The organism is Paractinoplanes bogorensis (assembly GCF_018829635.1).
Lineage (GTDB): Bacteria > Actinomycetota > Actinomycetes > Mycobacteriales > Micromonosporaceae > Actinoplanes > Actinoplanes bogorensis.
Window position 1 is genome coordinate 214,656 of the sequence record NZ_JAHKKG010000005.1, and the last position, 19,394, is coordinate 234,049.

At 70.5% G+C, this 19,394-nt stretch carries 13 protein-coding genes; 6 read left to right on the forward strand and 7 right to left on the reverse strand.

The window, feature by feature from the left end; translation table 11 throughout:
- Positions 1–2 precede the first annotated feature (2 nt).
- Positions 3–1,073 carry an aminotransferase-like domain-containing protein gene (locus KOI35_RS16425; RefSeq protein ID WP_215788325.1) on the reverse strand — a complete coding sequence of 357 codons (1,071 nt, stop codon included), beginning with the start codon at positions 1,071–1,073 and terminating at the stop codon, positions 3–5.
- An 18-nt stretch (positions 1,074–1,091) separates the two neighbouring features.
- On the opposite strand from KOI35_RS16425, the gene KOI35_RS16430 reads away from it, so the two are divergent.
- The gene (locus KOI35_RS16430; protein ID WP_215788326.1) at positions 1,092–2,033 is read left to right on the forward strand and encodes a phosphoglycerate dehydrogenase; all 942 of its coding nucleotides are present in this window, start codon (positions 1,092–1,094) and stop codon (positions 2,031–2,033) included.
- A gap of 21 nt (positions 2,034–2,054) precedes the next feature.
- Here the strand turns inward: KOI35_RS16430 and KOI35_RS16435 are convergent, their stop codons facing one another.
- Positions 2,055–5,495, reverse strand: coding sequence for a proline dehydrogenase family protein (locus KOI35_RS16435; protein ID WP_215788327.1), 3,441 nt, complete (start codon positions 5,493–5,495; stop codon positions 2,055–2,057).
- A gap of 92 nt (positions 5,496–5,587) precedes the next feature.
- On the opposite strand from KOI35_RS16435, the gene KOI35_RS16440 reads away from it, so the two are divergent.
- Entirely contained in the window at positions 5,588–6,487 is a 900-nt protein-coding gene (locus tag KOI35_RS16440; RefSeq protein ID WP_215788328.1) for a LysR family transcriptional regulator, read from the forward strand.
- An 81-nt stretch (positions 6,488–6,568) separates the two neighbouring features.
- On the opposite strand, the gene KOI35_RS16445 is transcribed toward KOI35_RS16440, so the two are convergent.
- From KOI35_RS16445 to KOI35_RS16455, 3 genes are all read right to left on the reverse strand, one after another.
- A complete protein-coding gene (locus tag KOI35_RS16445; protein ID WP_215788329.1) occupies positions 6,569–9,379 on the reverse strand; it encodes an NACHT domain-containing protein in 2,811 nt (936 codons plus the stop codon).
- Positions 9,380–9,421: 42 nt separating this feature from the next.
- Positions 9,422–10,054: a DedA family protein gene (locus tag KOI35_RS16450; protein ID WP_215788330.1), complete on the reverse strand. Its 633-nt coding sequence runs from the start codon at positions 10,052–10,054 to the stop codon at positions 9,422–9,424.
- A gap of 216 nt (positions 10,055–10,270) precedes the next feature.
- Complete coding sequence (locus tag KOI35_RS16455; RefSeq protein ID WP_215788331.1) at positions 10,271–11,620, reverse strand: FAD-binding oxidoreductase; 1,350 nt, start codon at positions 11,618–11,620, stop codon at positions 10,271–10,273.
- Between the two features lie 150 nt (positions 11,621–11,770).
- Between KOI35_RS16455 and KOI35_RS16460 the strand changes: the two genes are divergently transcribed.
- The 3 genes from KOI35_RS16460 (at position 11,771) to KOI35_RS16470 (ending at position 15,335) form a co-directional block, all read left to right on the forward strand.
- On the forward strand, positions 11,771–12,124 hold the full coding sequence (locus KOI35_RS16460) for a YciI family protein (protein ID WP_215788332.1): 354 nt from the start codon (positions 11,771–11,773) through the stop codon (positions 12,122–12,124).
- Positions 12,121–13,263, forward strand: coding sequence for an RNA polymerase sigma factor (locus KOI35_RS16465; protein WP_215788333.1), 1,143 nt, complete (start codon positions 12,121–12,123; stop codon positions 13,261–13,263). The genes KOI35_RS16460 and KOI35_RS16465 overlap by 4 nt, the downstream gene beginning before the upstream one ends.
- Before the next feature lie 200 nt (positions 13,264–13,463).
- Positions 13,464–15,335, forward strand: a complete 1,872-nt coding sequence (locus tag KOI35_RS16470; protein ID WP_215788334.1) for a pectate lyase-like domain-containing protein — start codon at positions 13,464–13,466, stop codon at positions 15,333–15,335.
- 201 nt (positions 15,336–15,536) lie between these two features.
- On the opposite strand, the gene KOI35_RS16475 is transcribed toward KOI35_RS16470, so the two are convergent.
- The gene (locus KOI35_RS16475; protein ID WP_215788335.1) at positions 15,537–17,165 is read right to left on the reverse strand and encodes a hypothetical protein; all 1,629 of its coding nucleotides are present in this window, start codon (positions 17,163–17,165) and stop codon (positions 15,537–15,539) included.
- Positions 17,162–18,019: a hypothetical protein gene (locus tag KOI35_RS16480; RefSeq protein WP_215788336.1), complete on the reverse strand. Its 858-nt coding sequence runs from the start codon at positions 18,017–18,019 to the stop codon at positions 17,162–17,164. The genes KOI35_RS16475 and KOI35_RS16480 overlap by 4 nt, the downstream gene beginning before the upstream one ends.
- 152 nt (positions 18,020–18,171) lie before the next feature.
- Here KOI35_RS16480 and rho point away from each other — a divergent pair, with 152 nt between their 5' ends.
- Positions 18,172–19,374, forward strand: a complete 1,203-nt coding sequence (gene rho / locus KOI35_RS16485) for a transcription termination factor Rho (RefSeq protein ID WP_438870603.1) — start codon at positions 18,172–18,174, stop codon at positions 19,372–19,374.
- Positions 19,375–19,394 lie beyond the last annotated feature (20 nt).

Consider the following 19,394-nt stretch of genomic DNA (forward strand, 5'->3'; position numbering starts at 1 on the left):
CGTTACTGTCCTAAGACGGAACGAATGGCGACGTCCAGTCGACGAGCGGCCTCGCGCAGATCGGCCGGCGGCAGGTGCGAGAAACTCAGCCGGACGCGGTCGTGCCCGCTCTGTCCGTCCAGAAAGAACGCGGTTCCCGGCACGAACGAGACCCCGTAACGCTCCGCCACCGGCAGAAGTGACTCCGCGTCAATCCCGTCCGGCAGCTCCTTCCACCAGAACCACCCTCCGTCGGGCCGGTCGTCCGCCGCCGGGATCAGGGCGTCCCGCTGCGCGCGATAGCGCTGCCGCAAGGTCAGGACATGTTTCCCGTACGCCCCGGAGCCGCCGAACACCGCCATCGTCATCGCCGTCGTGTGGTTGACCCCGCCGCCGCTGTGCACGGCCCCGAGCCGCGCCAGCTCGATGACCGTCGACGGGCCGGCGTTGATCCAGCCCAGCCGCAGGCCCGGCGCGACGGTCTTCGAGAAGGTGCCCAGCCGGATGATGCGCTCACCGGACGACCACAGCGCCGGTGATGCGGGCCGGTCATAGAACAGCTCGCGGTAGGTGTCGTCCTCGACGATCGTCAGCCCGCTCGCCGCCAGCCGCCGCCGCTGCTCGCCGGGCAGGCTGCGCCCGGTCGGGTTCCCGAACGTCGGCACCAGATAGAGGAACGCGGCATCATGCTCCCGCGCGGCCCGGGCGACCTCGTCGGGATCGCCGGCCCGCACAGCGATGAGCCGGACGTGCAGATCCGTGAATATCTTGTACGCGTAGTGATAGGTCGGCGAGTCGACCAGCACCACGTCGCCGGGCGAGGTCAGCAGCTGCGTGACCAGGGCCAGCCCGTGCGACGTGCCCGCGGTCACGAACGTCTGCTCGGGGGTGGCGTCCCCGACGTGGGCGGCGATCCATTCGCGCAGGGGAGCGGGCCCGGGTTCATGACCGTAGGTGAGCGCTTTCCACCCGTACGTCCGTAGTGCCTCCTCGGTCGCCGCCGCCCACGCGCCCGCCGGCAGCAGCGAGGGCAGCGGGTGCCCCCAGCCGAGATCGAGGATTCCGTCACGGTGCTCGAACTGAACGATCGTCACTGAACCAGAATGGGGGACATGAAGCTCCTACTGCCCGACAGCGTCGACCTGGATCCTGCTCTGCCCGGCGGGGTGGCCGCCGTCCGCTACGCCATCGGTCGCCCGATTCCCGAGGAGCACACCGACGCGGACGTGCTCGTCGTCTGGAACAACCCGGGTGACCAGTTGCGCGACGCCGCGGCCCGGCTCAAGCAGCTGCGCTGGGTGCAGACCCTGGCCGCCGGGCCCGACGCGGTCGTGGCCGCCGGCTTCGCGCCCGACGTGGTGATCACCTCGGGCCGCGGCCTGCACGACGCCACGGTCGCCGAGCACACGCTGGCGCTGACCCTGGCCGCCGTACGCCATCTGCACCTGCTCGCCCGCGCCCAGCAGGCCCGGCACTGGGCCGAGGAGATGCGCGAGCTGCAGGCGGCGCCGGCCACCCGGCGCTTCTACACGTTGCGTGACGCCCACGTGGTGATCTGGGGCTTCGGCGGCATCGCGGTCGCGCTGGCCCCGCTGCTCACCGCCCTGGGCGCACGGGTGACCGGGGTGGCCCGCAGCGCCGGCACCCGGGAGGGCGTCGAGGTCGTGACCGAGGACGCGTTCCCCGCATTGCTGCCGGACACCGATGTGCTGATCAACATCCTGCCCGCCACCCCGGCGACGGCTCAGGCGCTGAACGAGGAAATCCTCGACCAGCTGCCGGACCACGCATGGATCGTCAACGTGGGCCGGGGCGCCACGCTCGACGAGGAGGCGCTGCTGGACGCGCTGCGCGAGGGCACGATCGGCGGGGCGGCCCTGGACGTCTTCGAGACCGAGCCACTGCCCGACGACTCGGGCCTGTGGAACGAGCCGAACGTCATCATCACGCCGCACGTGGCCGGCGGCCGCCCGATCGGTGCCTCCGAGCTGATCAGCGAAAACGTGGCCGCGTTCGAGGCCGGCACCCCGCTGCGCAACGTCGTCGACCGCTAGCACACCAAGGCGGCACGCAGGTCAGAGAGCCGACGCTGCCAGCTTGTCCGGGTTGCCGAAGCGGTGCGCGGTGATGCTGATCGCCTGCTCGTGCAGGAACGGCAGCAGCTCGATCCGCCCCGCCTCGGTCACCGGCGCCGCATAGATGGCCAGGTCGGGCCGTCCCCCGGTGGCGTGGGCGAGCGCCGGCGCCGACCCGCCGATCAGCCGTACCCGGTTCACCCCGCGGAGCCCGGCCGCGAACGCCGCGTCGTCCTCGACCCGCACGTCGACCGGGATCGCCGCGACGGCCTCGGCCGGCAGCGGTGACGCGGTCGACACGCGGAACGCCGATCCCGTACGGAGGCCGGCCGCGACCACCCGCAGCAGGTCGACCACCGGAGCGTCGGCCGCCAGCCGCACCTCGACCGGCACCGGGCGGTAGCGGAGCACGTTGCGCTCGGCCCACAGCCCCGAGACGTCCGACTGACCGAAATGGCCGGCCCAGGCGGCGGCGTCGCTGCGGGCCGCCCGCGCGAGCGTCTCGCCACCGGCCTCGACCAGGGGGCGGACGGCGGCAGGGATCGGGCCGTCGGCGGTCGCCGGAGCGGGCTTCCACCCGCTGAGGCCGACCAGGTAGTTCGGGCCACCGGCCTTGGTGCCGGGCCCGACCGCCGACTTCTTCCACCCGCCGAACGGCTGCCGCCGCACGATCGCGCCGGTGATTCCGCGGTTGACGTACAGGTTGCCCGCCTGGATCCGGTCGAGCCAGGTCGCCAGTTCGGCCGGGTCGAGTGAGTGCAGCCCCGACGTCAGCCCGTAGTCGACGTCGTTGACCAGGTCGATCGCCTCGTCCAGGGTCGCCGCGGTCATGATGCCGAGCACCGGGCCGAAGTATTCGGTGCGGTGATATTCGGACCCGCGGGCCACCCCGTCGCGAATGCCGGGGCTCCACAGCCGCCCACTGTCGTCCAGCGACTTCGGCGCCAGCAGCCACTTCTCGCCCGCACCGAGCTTGGTCAGCCCGTCCAGCAGTTTGCCCGCGGCCGGCTCGATGACCGGCCCGACCTGGCTGGTCGCGTCGGACGGCCAGCCCACGGTCAGCGACGACGCCGCGTCCAGCAGCTGGTGCCGGAACCGCTCCGACCGCGCCACCGACCCGACCAGGATGACCAGCGACGCCGCCGAGCACTTCTGCCCGGCGTGGCCGAACGCCGACTGCACCACGTCTTTGACCGCAAGGTCGAGGTCGGCGCTCGGAGTCACGATGATGGCGTTCTTGCCGCTGGTCTCGGCGAGGAGCGGCAGGTCGGGCCGGAACGACCGGAAGAGCTGCGCGGTCTCGTACGCACCGGTCAGGATGACCCGGTCGACCAGCGCGTGCGCGATGAGCGTCCGGCCCAGCCCGTTCTCCTCGACCTGCACGAGAGTGAGCAGATCGGCGTCCGGCAGCACCGGCTTGATGATGTCGGCCAGCACGGCGCCGCAGCGTTCCGCCTGACCGGCCGGTTTGAGCGCGACGGCCGAACCCGCGGCCAGCGCGGACAGCACCGAGCCGGCCGGGATGGCCACCGGGAAGTTCCACGGCGGCGTCACCAGGGTCAGCTTCTCCGGGACGGCCACCGCACCGTCCACGTCGTCCAGTTGCGCGGCCAGCTCGGCGTAATAGTGCGCGAAGTCGATCGCCTCGCTCACTTCCGGGTCGGCCTGGTCGGCCGTCTTGCCGGTCTCGGCCGCCATCACCTCGATCAGGTCGGCGCGGTGGGTCTCGAGGGCCTCGCCGATCCGGTGCAGGATCACGCCACGGTCAGCCCCGGAGAGCGCGCCCCACGCGCCGGCGGCCGCCACGGCCGCGCCGAGCCGGTCGTCGAGCCGCCGCGCGTCGGTGACCCGGGCCGCGTCGATCGTGGCCTGGCCGATCGCGGAGGAAGACACGCGGGCGAGCACCGAACGCACCAGCGAGCGGTTCGAGGCGACCGACGGGTCGGTGTCGGGCGTGTTGTCGAAGTGCCCGGGCCGGGAGACGGCCACGGCGGCATGCCGATCGGCCACCCGGTGCGACGGCGGGACGGCCGGGTCCGCATCGGTCGCCGCCGAGCCCGATGCGCGCCGTACCTCCGAATCCAAGGCGGCCAGCGACGCCAGGAAACGGTCACGTTCGCGCACGAACAGCGCGGAATTACTGTCCAGCTCGAACACCGCGGACATGAAGTTGTCGCTGCTGGCGCCCTCTTCCAACCGCCGGATCAGGTAGGCGATGGCGACGTCGAACTGCTCCGGCCGTACGACCGGGGTGTAGAGCAGCAGCCCGCCCACCTCGCGCCGCACCACCTCGGCCTGGCCCTCGGCCATGCCGAGCAGCATCTCGAACTCGATGCCCTCGCGGACCCCGCGCTGCCCGGCCAGCAGCCACGCGTACGCGACGTCGAACAGGTTGTGCCCGGCCACCCCGAGCCGCACGTTGCCGACCCGGTCCGGGTGCAGCGCATAGTCGAGCACCCGCTTGTAGTTGGTGTCCGTCTCCTGCTTGCTGCCCCAGGTCGCCAGCGGCCAGCCGTGCACCGACGCCTCGACCTGTTCCATCGGCAGGTTCGCGCCCTTGACCAGACGCACCTTGATGCCGGCGCCGCCCCGCTGACGGCGGACGGCCGACCACTCCTGCAGGCGGATCATCGCCGACAGCGCGTCGGGCAGGTACGCCTGCAGCACGATCCCGGCCTCGAGGTTGTGCATCTCGGGCTTGTCGAGCAGCCGGGTGAAGACCGCGATGGTGAGGTCGAGGTCCTTGTACTCCTCCATGTCGAGGTTGACGAACTTGCGCGTACGCGCAGTGGCGGCCAACGTGAACAGCGGCGTCAACTGCTCGACGATCTCGGTCACGGCCTCGTCGAACGCCCACGGGTTGTGCGGGGCGACGGTCGACGACACCTTGATGGACACATAGTCCACGTCATCGCGGCCGAGCAGACGCTCAGTTTCGCGCAACCGGCGGCCCGCCTCGCCCCGCCCGAGCACCGCCTCGCCGAGCAGGTTCACGTTCAGCCGTACGTCCCGGCGCTTGATCTTCGCGATGGCGCGGCCCAGCTTGGCGTCGGTGGCGTCGACGATCAGGTGCCCGACCATCCCGCGCAGCACCCGGCGGGCGATCGGCACGACCACACCCGGCATGACCGGGGCGAGCTTGCCGCCGACGCGTACGGCGGCCCGCAGGGGAGCGGGCAGGAACCGGGGAACGTCCGGCGCCAGGGCGGCGAGCGCGCGGGCACTGACCCGTACGTCCTCGGGCCGCACCACGCCGTCGACGAAGCCGACGGCGAACGCCAGTCCCTGGGGATCCTTCAGCACGCCGGCCAACTGGGCGGCCGACCCGGTGGTCTTGATGGCCGAGGCCTCGTGCAGCCAGCGACGGACGAGGGCGACCGCCTCGTCAGCGAGTGCGGAGTGATCCTCGAACAAGGCCGGGGACTGGACGACGTCAGACATGCCGAAAGTGTCCTTCCGCGATCCGTTCAGGAAAAGCGATGGTTTCCGACGAGTACTCTTCAGTTCTACTTACGTTTTCCCGGGAGTCCGTCATGTTGGAGATCCGGCGTCTCGTCCTGCTGCGCGAGCTGGCCATCCGCGGCACCATCGCGGCCGTCGCCGAGGCGCTCAACTTCTCCCCGTCGGCCGTGTCGCAGCAGCTCAGCCTGCTCGAGAAGGAGGCCGGCCAGCCACTGCTGCGCAAATCCGGCCGCGGCGTCCAGCTCACCCCGCAGGCCGAGGTGCTGGTCGAGTCGGTCGGCGAGATCCTGGACAGCCTGGAACGCGCCGAGGCCGGCCTGCAGGCCTCGGTCACGCGTGTGACCGGCCGCGTCCGGGTCGCCGTCTTCCAGTCGGCGGCCCTGGCCTTGATGCCGGCGACGTTGCTGGCCATGGCGTCCCGCTTTCCCGACGTACGCGTCGAAATGGTGCAACGCGAGCCCGAGGAGGCCTTGCGCGAAACCTGGGCCCGCGACTTCGACATGGTGATCGCTGAGCAGTACCCGGCCCACGCCGCCCCACACCACCCCGGCCTGGATCGGCGTCCCCTGACCATGGACGCGATCCGCCTGGCGCTCCCGTCCCTCGACGCGTCATTGCACCCGGTGTCATCGCTCGACGAGGCCCGCCACATGCCGTGGGTCATGGAACCGCGCGGCACCGCGTCCCGCCATTTCGCCGAACAGCTCTGCCGCTCCACCGGCTTCGAGCCCGACGTCCGCTACGAGACCGCCGACCTGCAGGCCCACATCCGCCTGGTCGAGTCGGGCAACGCGGTGGCCCTGATCCCCGACCTCCTCTGGCTGGGCCTGGACACCAGCTGCCGCCTGCTCGACCTGCCCGACCTCCCACGCCGCACGATCTTCACCGCCCAGCGCCTGTCCGGAGCCGCCTCCCCGGCCGCCCGAGCCCTGCGCGACACCCTCGAGCAGGTGGCCGCCGACCTGCGATAAAGACCAACCTTTTCCCGTACGCCGTCAGTCGCCGCCCTGATGTCCCGGCTCAGCCGTGCGTCGCCGTAGCTTGCGTGCTGGTCAGTTGTGTCGGAGCACGGGGGAGGCCTCGTCGTTGATCCAGGAGACGACCAGCGCCTCTGCCTCCGGCAGGAGGTCCCACGTTTCTACTCGTTTGACGGCGGCGGCGCGTCCCCGGCCGGTCTTGCGCGCCGCGGCCAGTTTCAGAAGGGGACCGACTGGGCCGTCGAGGTCGGTTTCGTCGTAATTGGTGTGCTGCATCATGACCAGGAGCAGAAGGAGGGCCGCCGAACGCGCGGCAGGCGGCAGCGCGAGTAGCTGTTCGGATTGAAGGCGGGGGAAGACGAGTTCGGCCTCGGCGGACGGTGCCCAACTGACCGTGAACTGGTCGTTCTGGGCGCGAAGCCAAGGCCAGGGATCTTCGACCAGCGGGCGGTACAGGGCCTCCAGAAGGCTCACCGCGCTCTGAGCAGGTCCGGCGTCGTCGGACACGGAACTGAGGATGTGCGAGGCACCCGAGTGCGTGTAGGTGTAGTAGTACGCGACTTGCTTGAAAAGGATGCTGGCGCCATGAGTCTGCACGTCCTCGGACGAGGCCCAACCCACACGGGTTTCCCACTTGCGGACCTCTGCGAAGTCGGACAGACCGGACTCCCGACGGAGAAACTCCGACACGTCGGCCACGAGAGACAACGTTTCGAGCAGCTCGACGGCTATTAATCCGTACGAGATGGCCTCATCGGCCAAGTCGAACTCTGGGCCGCTGAGAGCGTCCGCCACCGCGGATCCGAGACGAGCGACGTTTTCCGGGAGCTGGACCGCCATCAGCGTCTTCAGCGCTCTGTCGGCGTCGCCGAGTGCGTCCGTCTGAATCTGAGTCCAGCTGTATCGATACCGGGCGCGGCTCGGCAGCTCGCCGGCCAGGCGGACACACTCGATCGCGATCCGGCGCAGGGTCGCGGAACGGAGACCGATCTGCGACGCGACCTCGGCCGCGAACTGGAGATGGATCGGGCGCTGCGGGGAGGCGACCGCCGTGTTCAGGAGCAGCTCCATCAACCCGCTGGCTCCGCCGTCGGCGTCCCGCTCGAGCCGGTGCACCGCCAGGTGGGCGACGTTGCGCCAGGACGCGTCGGGGATCCGGTCACTCAGCCGCTCCCAGACCTGCGCCGGGCTCGGCCCGAGCCGCACGAGGTGCACCGCGGTGAAGTATTCGAGGAACGTGCGGTGGGTGAACCCGTAAACGCGCTGGCCGTTCCGGACGCCCATCTCGGTGAGCAGCCAGGCCCGGCCCGCGCAGTAGTCGAGGAACTGGTTCGCCGCGTCGGCCGCCTCGGACCAGCGATCGAAGCGCTCCTCCAACATGTATTCGATGAGGAGCTCGGCCACCTGCTCGCGCGCGAGGACCTGACCGCCAGAGGGGTCGGTGAACATCTGCCACGCGAGCCGGGCCACGGCGGGCCGCATGTGGGTCCCGTACGGCATGGGAACGCTCACCCCACGCCCCTGGTCCCACTGCTCGAAGAGCAGTTCGGCGCATTTCTCGTAGATCTGCGAGCGGTTCGGCGGAATGTAGTGCTTGGACTCGTACAGGGAACACAGCAGAGACAGCACCAGCGGGTTGCTGCGCAGGTCGTGGATGTCGGCGCTCTCGGACAGGAACGACTCGGCCAGCGCCTGCTGCTCCCGCTCGAGCCCGAACCAGCGTCGCGCATAGTCGGCGACCTGCTCCTCGGTGAACGGTGCGATCCGGACGGCCGTGAACTGTTCCTGATCCAGCGCGGCCTCGTCATAGCCGACGCTGCGTGACGTGACCACGATGTTGACGAGCGGGTAGTGATGGGCGAAGGCCTCGACCAGATCGGCCAGCCGCCGCCGGGCCTCGGCGTCCCCGAGTTCGTCGATCCCGTCGATGATCACGAAGGCCGAGCCGTTGAGCAGCAGATATTCGATCGCGCCGGCCGGCGGAACGATGTTGTACGGGTCCTTCGCGACGTCCTCGAGCAGCGCCACCAGCGGCCGTCGTGAGGTCCGCAACTGCTCGGCGTGCTCGCGCGCGACAACCAGGAACGGCACCCGGCCGCGCATGCCCTCGACGGCGTCGACGGCCAGGTCGTGGGCGAGCTTGGCGGCGAAGGTGGACTTGCCCGCTCCCGGATCCCCGAGCACCACGAACCGCTGGTACTGATCGAGCGTCTCGGCGGTCGCCCGGTTCTCGGGGGCGAAAGAGTTCCCGTCGGGGAAGTGGAACGTCGGGTCCACGTGGAGGTCGGAGTATTCGATGCCGGCCCGGCGTCCGAGGTGGGCCAGCCGCATCTTGGCCCGCGTGGCGCCGACCTGGGCTCGGAAGGTCTTGCTGAACCGGTCGACGCCGCGCAGGTCGGGCAGCTTCTCGAGCAGCTCGTGCTGCCGTGCCGCGGCCACCGCCAGATCGGCGACGACCCCGACGGCGAACCCGTTGTCGATCGTCCGGTGGGCCTGGATCGCCGACTCGGAGGCCACCGTGAGCAGGCGCATCACCAGGTCGACCCCGGTCAGAAGCTGCTCGTCGGCCAGGTCGAGGCGGGCCCGCAGGCTGAGCCGGGCCGTCTCCCGGATGTCGGCCAGGTCGCCTTCGGAGCGTCCGGCCAGATGCCACACCGTCGTGCGCAGGGCCAGATGCTCGAACTGGGGTGACTCGAGAAACGCGAGGAAGCCCGCTCCCTGCTCGGCCGTCAGCGAGGTGAGGAAGGCGTCGAACGTCGTCCGGTCGATCAGAGCCGTGGCCTGATCGAGCAGTGCTTTCCGCCGGAGCTTGCTGACCGCCACCTGGCCGACGTATGAGGCCGCCCGTCCGCCGGCCTTGGCCACTATGGATTCGATCGCCACCATGCGGCGACGCTAGCCGACCGTCCCACCCGGAACCATCATCCGTCAGGGGGTGGGGCAGCCCGACGTGACGGGTTCGCGGACCGGCGGCTCGACCCGCGCGGGCGGTCGGCGGCGGGCGGCGATCTTGGTGACGACGAAGTGCGTGACGCCGACGACCATGCCCATGGCCATGCCGAACGCGGCGCCCAGCAGCGGCGACTCGATGAACGTCTCGCCGCCCAGCCGGCCCAGGCCGAGCGCGTAGACGGCCCACGCCACGCCGGCCGTGGCGGACCACAGGCGGAACCATCCGCGCGGCAACGACGCCGAACCGGATGTCATGGCGGTGGCGGTGCGCCCGTACGGGAGGAAACGCCCGACCAGGATCGCCGGACCGCCGAAGCGTCGCAATGCGTGTTCCGCCTTCTGCCTGGCCTGGATCAGCTTGGGGTTGCGGATCCGGTGCCCGGCCTGGCGCCCCAGCAGATAGGCGATCCGGTCGCCGGTCATGCCGCCCGCGATCACCACCAGGGCCAGCAGCAGCAGGTCGGGCGAGCCGGTGGCGGTGAGCGCGCCGAGCCCGATCACCACCGGGTCGGACGGCATGGCCGGGATGAAGCCGTCGATGGCCACGATCGCGAACACCACGACATACAGCCACGGCGAGGAGATCAGGGGCATCAAGCGGTCCAGCATCGTGGTCTCCTCCTTCGGCCAGTTCCTTCGACCGTACGGATGGTGGAGGCCCGTTTCGATGGTGCGAGCCAGTCGTTCAGGAGTGGTGCTAGCTCTACCCCTTACCGAGGCTCGCCCGATGCTGCAACCGGAGGGTGAGGATCTCCGCACGCCCCGTCAAATTTCCGGCGAACTGGATGAGTGTGCCGCGACCCCGCCAGGCCGCGGCACACCCGGTCAGCGGACCGGCACCTGGCCGACCCGGAACACGTGGGCCGGGTCGTACTCCGCCGCCAGCGCCGTCAGCCGTGACAGCGTCGCCGGATCGTAGGAGCGGGCGATCCGCTCTGCGCCGGTGGCCGAGCTCAGGTTCGGCAACGCGCCGCCGGTCAGCCAGGGACCGAGAGCTTCCCGCACACCCGAAGCGTGCGGGGCCACCGGCGGCATCGGCACCCCAATCATGACCAGGGAGAACGCCGCGTCCCGATGGCACAGAGCTGACGGGTGCTGAGCCGGCGCGGCCAACGCACCGCCGAGCTGGCGCACCTCGACCATGACCTGGGGTGAGCCCGACGAAGGCCCGGCCACGGCCAGCAGCGCGTCGGCCGCCTCGGGCGGGAACGACGAGAACAGGTCCGTCTCCTCGACGACCGGCATGGGCTCGACCGGGTCGGCGTGGATCATGCCCAGGGCCGCGTACGGGATGGTCTGTACGGCGTCGATCAGTGGGGTCGCGGCGGCGCGCATCGGGGCCAGCACGGCCTCGCCCGATTCGGCCGAGCTGGTCCAGGCGAAGCGCACGGCGACCGTGAACTTGCCGGCCAGTGGCTCGGGGACTCCGGGCATCGGCGGGAGCTGCAGGAACGCCAGCGACGTGGTGGCCTCGGGTGGCAGCGTGGACGACCACTCGCGCCAGCGATGGACCACGGCGGGGGCGTCGGCGGCCGCGTAGTACAGCGCACCGGCGTACAGGGAAGGAAGTTGAATCAGGTCGAACTCGAGCGCGGTCACGATACCCAGCGCGCCCTTGCCGCCGCGGACCGCCCAGAACAGGTCGGGCTCGTCGGAAGCGGTCACCCGCCGCAGGACGCCGTCGCCGGTGACGAGCTCGACGGCGCGGACGCGGTCGGACGCCCAGCCGTACGTGCGGGCCACCGGGCCGAGACCGCCGCCGGTGGTGTAGCCGACCACGCCGACGCCGGGTGCGGAACCGGCCAGCGGAGCCAGCCCGTGCGGGGCTGCCGCGTCGAGCACCTGCTGCCAGCGCACGCCGGCGCCGACCCGGGCCCAGCCCTCCTCGGCGTGCACCACGCACTCGTCGAGGCGGCCGGTGTGCACGAGGATCGCCTCGTCATAGGTGTCGGCCAGCCCGTGACCGGTGGCCTGCACGGCGACCGCCCGTCCGGTGGCGGCGGCGAACCGGACGGTCTCGGCGACATCCTGCGCGTCCCGGGCCTCGACGACCGCGGCCGGCTTGGCCGTGATCGCCACGTTGAATCCCGTCGCCAGCTGGGCGTACAGGGCGTCGCCCGGCAGTGCCGGCGCGCCGGTGAGCCGGCGGCGCAGCGCCTCCCACGACGTGTTCATGGTGTTCCCTTTCGGTCATCCGTTTCTCGACACGGACGACTCTGCCGGGCCCCACTTGTGATCGGCTTAAGAATCACCTGCGGGCGTTGTCGATTTCCGCGGGTCACGCGCGACGACCGGGTGAAGGATCCTTGATCAAAGGGAGGCGACATGAAATACGCGCTGCTGATGTACTCGGTCGAGAAGAGCTGGGCCGAGGCCGACGAGGCGACCCGGGAGAAGGTGTACGCGGCCCACGGGCGGTTCTCCGAGCTGCTCGCGTCGCGTGACGCCGAGCGGGGCGGCGAGGAGCTGGCCCTGTCGAACACCGCGACGACCGTACGGGTGCAGGGTGGTGAGCATCTGATGACCGACGGCCCGTACGCCGAGACGGCCGAGCAGCTGGGCGGGTTCTACCTGGTCGAGGCGCGTGACCTGGACGAGGCGCTGGAGTTCGCCCGCCACCTCGCGACCGTCGAGGACATCATCGAGGTCCGCCCGGTCGTCGAGCACCCGGCCGGATGAGCCTGGTCGAGGCCGCCTTCCGCGAGCACCGGGGGCCGCTGATGGCCACCCTGGTCGCGGAGCTGCGCAGCTTCGACCTGGCCGAGGAATCGCTGCAGGACGCCTTCGCCGCCGCCGCTCAGCAGTGGCCGGTCGACGGCGTCCCGCGGCGCCCGGCCGGATGGCTGCTGTCGGTCGCCCGGCGGCGGGCGGTGGACCGGCGGCGGCGCGAGGAGACGCTGGTCCGCTATCTGCCGCTGCTGATCACGTCGCCGGGGGAGGCGCCGGAGCGGGACGACTCGCTCGCTCTGCTGTTCGCCTGCTGTCACCCGGCGCTGGGCCAGGAGTCGCGGGTCGCGCTCACGCTCCGGTTCGTCGCGGGCCTGACCGTGCCCGAGATCGCCCGGCTGTTCCTGGTCCCGGACACGACGATGGCCGCTCGGCTCACCCGGGCCAAGCAGAAGATCCGGACGGCGGGCATCCCGGTCCGGTTCCCGGCACCGGACGACCTGCCCGGGCGGGTGTCGGCGGTGCTGTCCGTGCTGTACCTGCTCTTCACCGAGGGCTACCGGTCGTATCGGGACGAGGTCGCGGGGGAGGCGATCCGGCTGGCCCGGATGCTGCCGGCCGAGCCCGAGACGACCGGACTCCTCGCGCTCATGCTGCTGCAGCACTCGCGGCGGCGCGCCCGGCGGCGGGACGGGCAGCTTGTGCTTCTGGCCGACCAGGACCGTACGGAATGGAACGCCGCGGAGATCGCCGAAGCGCTGATCCTGCTGGCCACGCCCGGCGTCGAGGACGGCCCGTATCGGCTGCAAGCACTGATCGCCGCCCACCATGCCGTCGATCAGAAGGACTGGGTGTCCATCGCCGCGCTGTACCAGCAGCTCGACGACCTGACCGGCTCGCCGGTCGTCCGGCTGAACCGGGCCGTCGCGGTCCTGGAGGCGTACGGGCCGCAAGCCGCTCTGGAACTGCTCGAAGGCCTGACCGAACAAATGCCGCGTAACCACCACCTGCCCGCCGCGCGGGGCGAGATGCTGCGACGGCTCGGTGACCACGAGGCCGCCGCCCGCGAGTTCACGCACGCCGCGGAACTGGCCCCGACCGCTACCGAGCGTGACTTCTTGATCAAAAAAGCCGAAACCGGTACCGGCTGACCTCCGGTACCGGTTTCGGGGCCGAACATGCGGGCTCAGGGGCTGTTCGGGCAGCATCCGTTCCGGAACCGCGGCGAGATGTCCGAAGCCTGTGCGAATGCGGCACCCGACTCCGATGTGGACACTTGACATGCGGACCGGTCTATAGCTTCCTGTGATCCAGTTTGTTGCTTCCCCGTTACAGGAAGGGACCCCTGCGCATGACGAAATCTGCCGGTCGACGGCACCTGCGGCGGATTCTCGCTGTCGGGCTCACCGCGGTCACCGTGGGTGCGCTCGCCAGCGCGCCCGCCTCCGCAGCTCCCGCCGCGGCCGCCGCAGCCGCACCTAATTTCGGCACCAACGTCACCATCTTCGACCCGAGCACGCCCGTCGCCGAGATCCAGGCCAAGCTGGACGCGGCGTACGCCAAGCAGGTCGACGCCGAGATGGGCACGAACCGATACGCCTTCCTGTTCAAGCCGGGCACCTATGGCACCGACGCCCAGCCGCTGCAGATCAAGGTCGGTTACTACACCGAGGTCTCCGGTCTCGGTGCGTCCCCGAACGACGTCGTCATCAACGGCAAGGTCGAGGTCTACAACCGTTGCCTCGCCGACGGCGGCACGAGCAACTGCCTCGCGCTGGTCAACTTCTGGCGCACGCTGTCGAACCTGTCCATCAAGGTCAACGGAGCGGGTCAGGACGGGTGCCGCGCCGGCGCCAACTTCTGGGCCGTGTCGCAGGCCGTGTCGCTGCGTCGTCTGAACGTGGACGGCGGCTTCACGCTGATGGACTACTGCACCGCCGGCCCGCAGTACGCCAGTGGTGGTTTCATCGCCGACTCCAAGTTCGGCGCTGTGACCAACGGTTCGCAGCAGCAGTGGCTGACCCGTAACAGCCAGGTCACCAACTGGTCGAACGCGGTGTGGAACCAGGTCTTCGCCGGTGTCGAGGGCGCGCCCTCCGAGGCCGGTTTCCCGGGCACGCCGTACACGACCCTGGAGAAGACGCCGCTGAGCCGGGAGAAGCCGTTCCTGTTCGTCGACGCCAAGGGCAAGTACAACGTCCGCGTGCCGAGCGCGCACCGCAACACCAGCGGTGTCAGCTGGGACGAGGACCTGACCAGCGGCCGGACGATCCCGCTGAGCGACTTCTTCGTCGCGAAGCCGTCCGACCCGGAGTGGCTGATCAACGCGCAGCTGCTGCTCGGCAAGAACCTGCTGTTCACGCCGGGTGTCTACAACATCGACCAGACCATCCACGTGCTGCGCCCGAACCAGGTCGTGCTCGGGATCGGTCACGCGACGCTGACCGCGGTCAACGGGGTCACGCCGATCAAGGTCGCCGGGGTTCCCGGAGTGATCATCGCGGGCGTCACCATCGACGCCGGCACCAAGGAGTCGAAGAACCTGCTGCAGGTCGGCACCCCCGGCTTCAGCATCAGCTCGGCCTCCAACCCGACCACGCTGTCGGACGTCTACTTCCGGGTGGGCGGCCCGCACATCGGCAAGGTCGACACCGCGCTCGAGGTGAACAGCGACAACGTTCTCATCGACCACACCTGGGTGTGGCGCGGTGACCACGGCGTCGAGGGCTTCACCGAAGGCGTGAACGGCGACACCCAGCGGTGGCGCACCAACACCGGCCGCTACGGCGCCGTGATCAACGGCGACAACGTGACCGCGACGGGCCTCTTCGTCGAGCACTTCCAGAAGTACAACACCGTCTGGAACGGCGAGAAGGGCACCACCGTGCTCTACCAGAACGAACTGCCGTACGACCCGCCGACGCAAGCCGACTGGATGAACGGCAAGACCAAGGGGTACGCCGGCTACAAGGTCGGAGACAAGGTCAAGAACCACTCCCTGTACGGGGCTGGCGTCTACGTCTTCAACCAGAACAACCCGGCGATCGAGACCGAGAACGGATTCGAGGTCCCGAAGCGCCCCGGTGTGAAGCTGCACCACATCATGACCGTCAACCTCAGCGCCGGCGTGATCAACCACGTCGTCAACGGGGAGGGCGCGGCCGCTGACATGACGAAGGTGGGCCAGCCGGTCTTCGTGACCGACTACCCCGCCGTCCCGTAGGGCAGCCTTTGATGCAAGCGGGCCGGAGTCTTGGCGACTCCGGCCCGCTTCGCGTCTAGGGGACGGATGCCTCCTGGCGGGGATAGGCACCCATCCCGAACGCCATTCTGCTCCGCCCCGGCCGCCACGCCATTGTCCGAACAGACACCGGTCGGACGGCTTTACGACACCATCGCAGTTCCCGGCCGGCTGCCTCTTTTCTTATCGGCCGCGACGGACCATTTTCCGTACGGCCCGTTTGCCGGCTCGCAGGCCACCCACCAGGCTGGTCGCGGCCTTGCCGGGGACGGTGGCGGAGAGCAGCGCGTTCATCTGGCGGACCCGCTTCAGCTCGGCCTCGCGGCCGCGCAGCATCGACTCGTACCACTCGTGCTTGGCCTTGGCCTCGGACAGCTCCCGGGTGAGGCGGTCGCGGTCGGCCAGCAGGTCGCCGACGGCGTGCGCGGGGCGCGGGGGAGCGGGCGGGACCTCGGAGGGTTCGAGCTCGCGACCGGTCATGCCGGCCAGCACGGCGGTGAGTTCGGCCTCGTCGGCCTGGATCGGCCACAGGTGGGCGTAGCCGGCCGTGATCGCCTCGGTGGCGAAAGCGCGCAGCGCGACCAGGGCGTCCCCGCCCGGCGCGCGGGGGATCAGCTCGGCCGGCCCCGGCTGGTCGCCGACCAGGGCGTCCCCGCCCGGCGCGTGGGGGATCAGCTCGGCCGGCCTCGGCTGGTCGCCGACCGGGGCGGACACGATCACGTGGGCGGCCGGGACGCCGGCCGCCGCGCCCGACTGCCACGCGGTGAGCAGGTCGCGCATCTCGGGCAGGTCGCGGCGCTGGGCCGCGGTGAGCAGGTGATCCTGCAGGGTGCGGCCTCGGGGAAGATCAGCGATCCGGACAACCTGGGAGCCGATCACCGCCTCGGGCGCCTCGGCTCCTCGGACGGCGGCCTCGCGGGTGGCTCCGGCCGCTTCGCGGGTGGCCCCGGCCGCTTCGTGGATGGCCCCGGCTTCCTCAGTAGCGGCGGCGTCGTGGGTGGCCCTGGCTCCCTGAGCGGCGGCTTCGCGGGTGGCGGCGGCTTCGCGGGTGGCGACGGCGAACCACGCCGGAGCCAGCTCGGCGGTCAGGCCGTGGCGTACGGCGGCGGTCGCCAGGCGGGCCGGGTCCGTCAGCGAATCGGAATCGGGGCGGACCGCGGCGGCCACTGCCGCTTCGAGTGCCCCGGCGATCGCGGGCTCGGTCCGCGCGGCCCGGGCCAGCAGCACGGTCGGTGATGTCAGCGACGGATACGCGGCGTAGTCGGCGGTGACGGTCAGACCGGCGTCGGTGAGGCGGGACAGCCACCGGGCGTGGCCGGCCGGGCGGGCCGGGTCGTGGTCGTCGGCCACCACCCAGTCGGCGTCGGCGGGGGCGGCCGGCAGTGCGGTCAGCCGGTGGACGCCGAACAGGTTCTCGAAGCCCAGCAGCAGGCGGCCGTCCGGCGCCAGCAGGGCCAGGAGCTGGGCGAGGGTCTCGTCCCAGGAGTACGGCGCGGCCTCGGCCGAGTGCAGCCGCCCCAGGCCGTCGAGGGCGACGATCGTGTCGTAGGCGGGCGACGCGGCCAGTTTCTCGAGGCTGCCGCACAGCACGGTGACGCCCGGGTAGGCGTCGACGTCGGCGTTGCCGCGAACCAGGACGGTCACGTCGGGTGATGCCGGTATCAGTGACTGCGCGTGTGGGCCTACTACGAGCGTACGGCCGAAAGCCTGGGAAATGATTGATCGCAGGGCGTCGCCCGAAGCGGGGGCCGGGCCGTGGCTGCCGTCGAGGTCGGACCAGGCCAGCATCTCGCCGCCGATCAGGGTGATCATCGGGTCAGCACTCCGGTCAGCTCGAAATCGGGATCTTCGCGCAACGACGGCCATTGGAACAACCGGCGCAACTCGGCCGGCGGCAGCAGACGGTCGGCGCCGAGCTCGGCCGTGGCGAGCGCTCGGGCATGCGACAGGTCAAGCTGTTTGCCGTGCATTTCCGGCCATTCCCGGACGATCCTCGCCTGCCCGCCGAACGCCGACTTCTCGCCCTCCAGCTGCATGGGGTCACCGTAGACGGCCGGTTCACAGCCCGCGAGCGTGCCGTACATGATCGCGCTGGACAGCCGGTTCGACGCCACCCGGGAATGTCTGCGCTGCTCGGCGAGTTGGCGGTAGAGGAAACCGGGGTCGAGGTCCTTCCACCAGCCCCCGCGGTACCCGTGACTGATCACCCGGAAGCCGGCCCGCTCGTACAGTGCCCGCACCCGCTTGTCGCGGAACTCCTGCCAGTAGAGACAGACGGTGACCGGGCCGGTCTCGGTGTCCCGGATCTCGGCGATCAGCGAGTCGTGATCCCCGACGATGTGCTGGCCCTCCCAGCCGTGGAACGGGTACCAGATCGTGCCCTCGCGGCGCGCACCCGGATCGGGCGTCATCGCCACCAGATAGGCCCAGGGGGCACCGGTCACGTACACCTCGCGGCGGCCCAGCGACCACGCCCGGCGCCGCACCCGCTCGGACCAGACAAACTTGGCGACACCCGGCACGTATTCGTGGTCGGGAGCCATACCGTCGCCGATGTTCCAGCCGTGCTGCAGATAGCCCTGGATGCGCGGGGGATCGGCGTCGTCGAGGCCGCAGTAGCGGGCCAGGACGTGGCTGTGGCCGTAGTAGTGGTTTGCGTGGTGCACGCCGAATTCCACACCGGGCAGACGACCGCGAGGCAAACCCGTGGTGTCCGGAAGGTGTCGTGTCGCGTGCCGGTGCTGTGATCTTCGCCGGGCGGGTGCTATCTTGGCGTCAGCACCGGTCGTGGCTCAGCCCCCGGTTGCCACCTTCCGCCGTGATCATCCCGGCGCTGTTTCATCCTCACCGCGATCCTTTCGCGGTCCCCGGTCGCTCGTTTGCGGCCTCCCCCGCGAGCCCGTTGTGGCCGCCCTCCCTCCTCAGGAGTACCTCTATGAACGACATTTCCGAAATCTCGGTCGATGCCCTGTTGGACATCGTCGACGACCGGGCCTGGCTCCGCCTCGACGGCTACCTGCCCGGCCCCAAGGACATCCCGGTCAACACGCACGAGATCCGCCGTCTCGGCCTGCGCCGCGGCGACCGGGTCACCGGCCTGGCCAAAATCGCCGGACGCAAACCCGCGACCCTCCAGCTCGACGAGCCGATCGGCCGCCGGCCCGGCTTCTACGAGCTCACCGCCCTCTATCCGCAGGAGCGGCTGCGCCTCGAGACCGACCCCAAGCTGCTCACCACCCGCGTCATCGACCTGGCCATGCCGATCGGCAAGGGCCAGCGGGCGCTCATCGTGGCGCCGCCCAAGGCCGGCAAGACGACGATCCTCAAGGAGATCGCCAACGCCGTCGCCCACAACAATCCCGAGGTGCACCTCATGGTCCTGCTCGTCGACGAGCGGCCGGAGGAGGTCACCGACTTCGCCCGTACGGTGAAAGGGGAAGTTATCGCCGCCACCTTCGACCGCCCGCCGCACGAGCATGCGGCCCTGGCCGAACTGGCCATCGAACGCGCCAAGCGCCTGGTCGAGCGGGGCGAGGACGTCGTCGTGCTGCTCGACTCGATCACCCGTCTCGGGCGCGCCTACAACCTGATGGCACCGGGCCGCGGCCGTACGCTCTCCGGCGGTCTCGACTCCACGGCGCTCTACCCGCCCAAGCGTTTCCTCGGCGCGGCCCGCAACATCGAGGGCGGCGGCTCGCTCACCATCATCGCCACCGCGCTCGTCGAGAACGGCTCGGCCATGGACAACCTGATCTTCGAGGAGTTCAAGAGCACCGGCAACGCCGAGCTCAAACTCGACCGCAACCTGGCCGAGAGCCGCATCTTCCCGGCCATCGACCTGTCCTCGACCGGCACCCGCCACGACGAGACGCTGCTGTCACCGGCCGAGCTGGCCATCGTCACCCAGGTGCGGCGGGTGCTGGGCACCCCCGACGCCATGCGTCAGCTGCTCGACCAGTTGCGCGGTACCGCCTCCAACCACGACTTCCTGCGCCGGGTCGCCCACTCCCTGGCCGCCTAGCGCCGGCCCCGCGGCTCGTT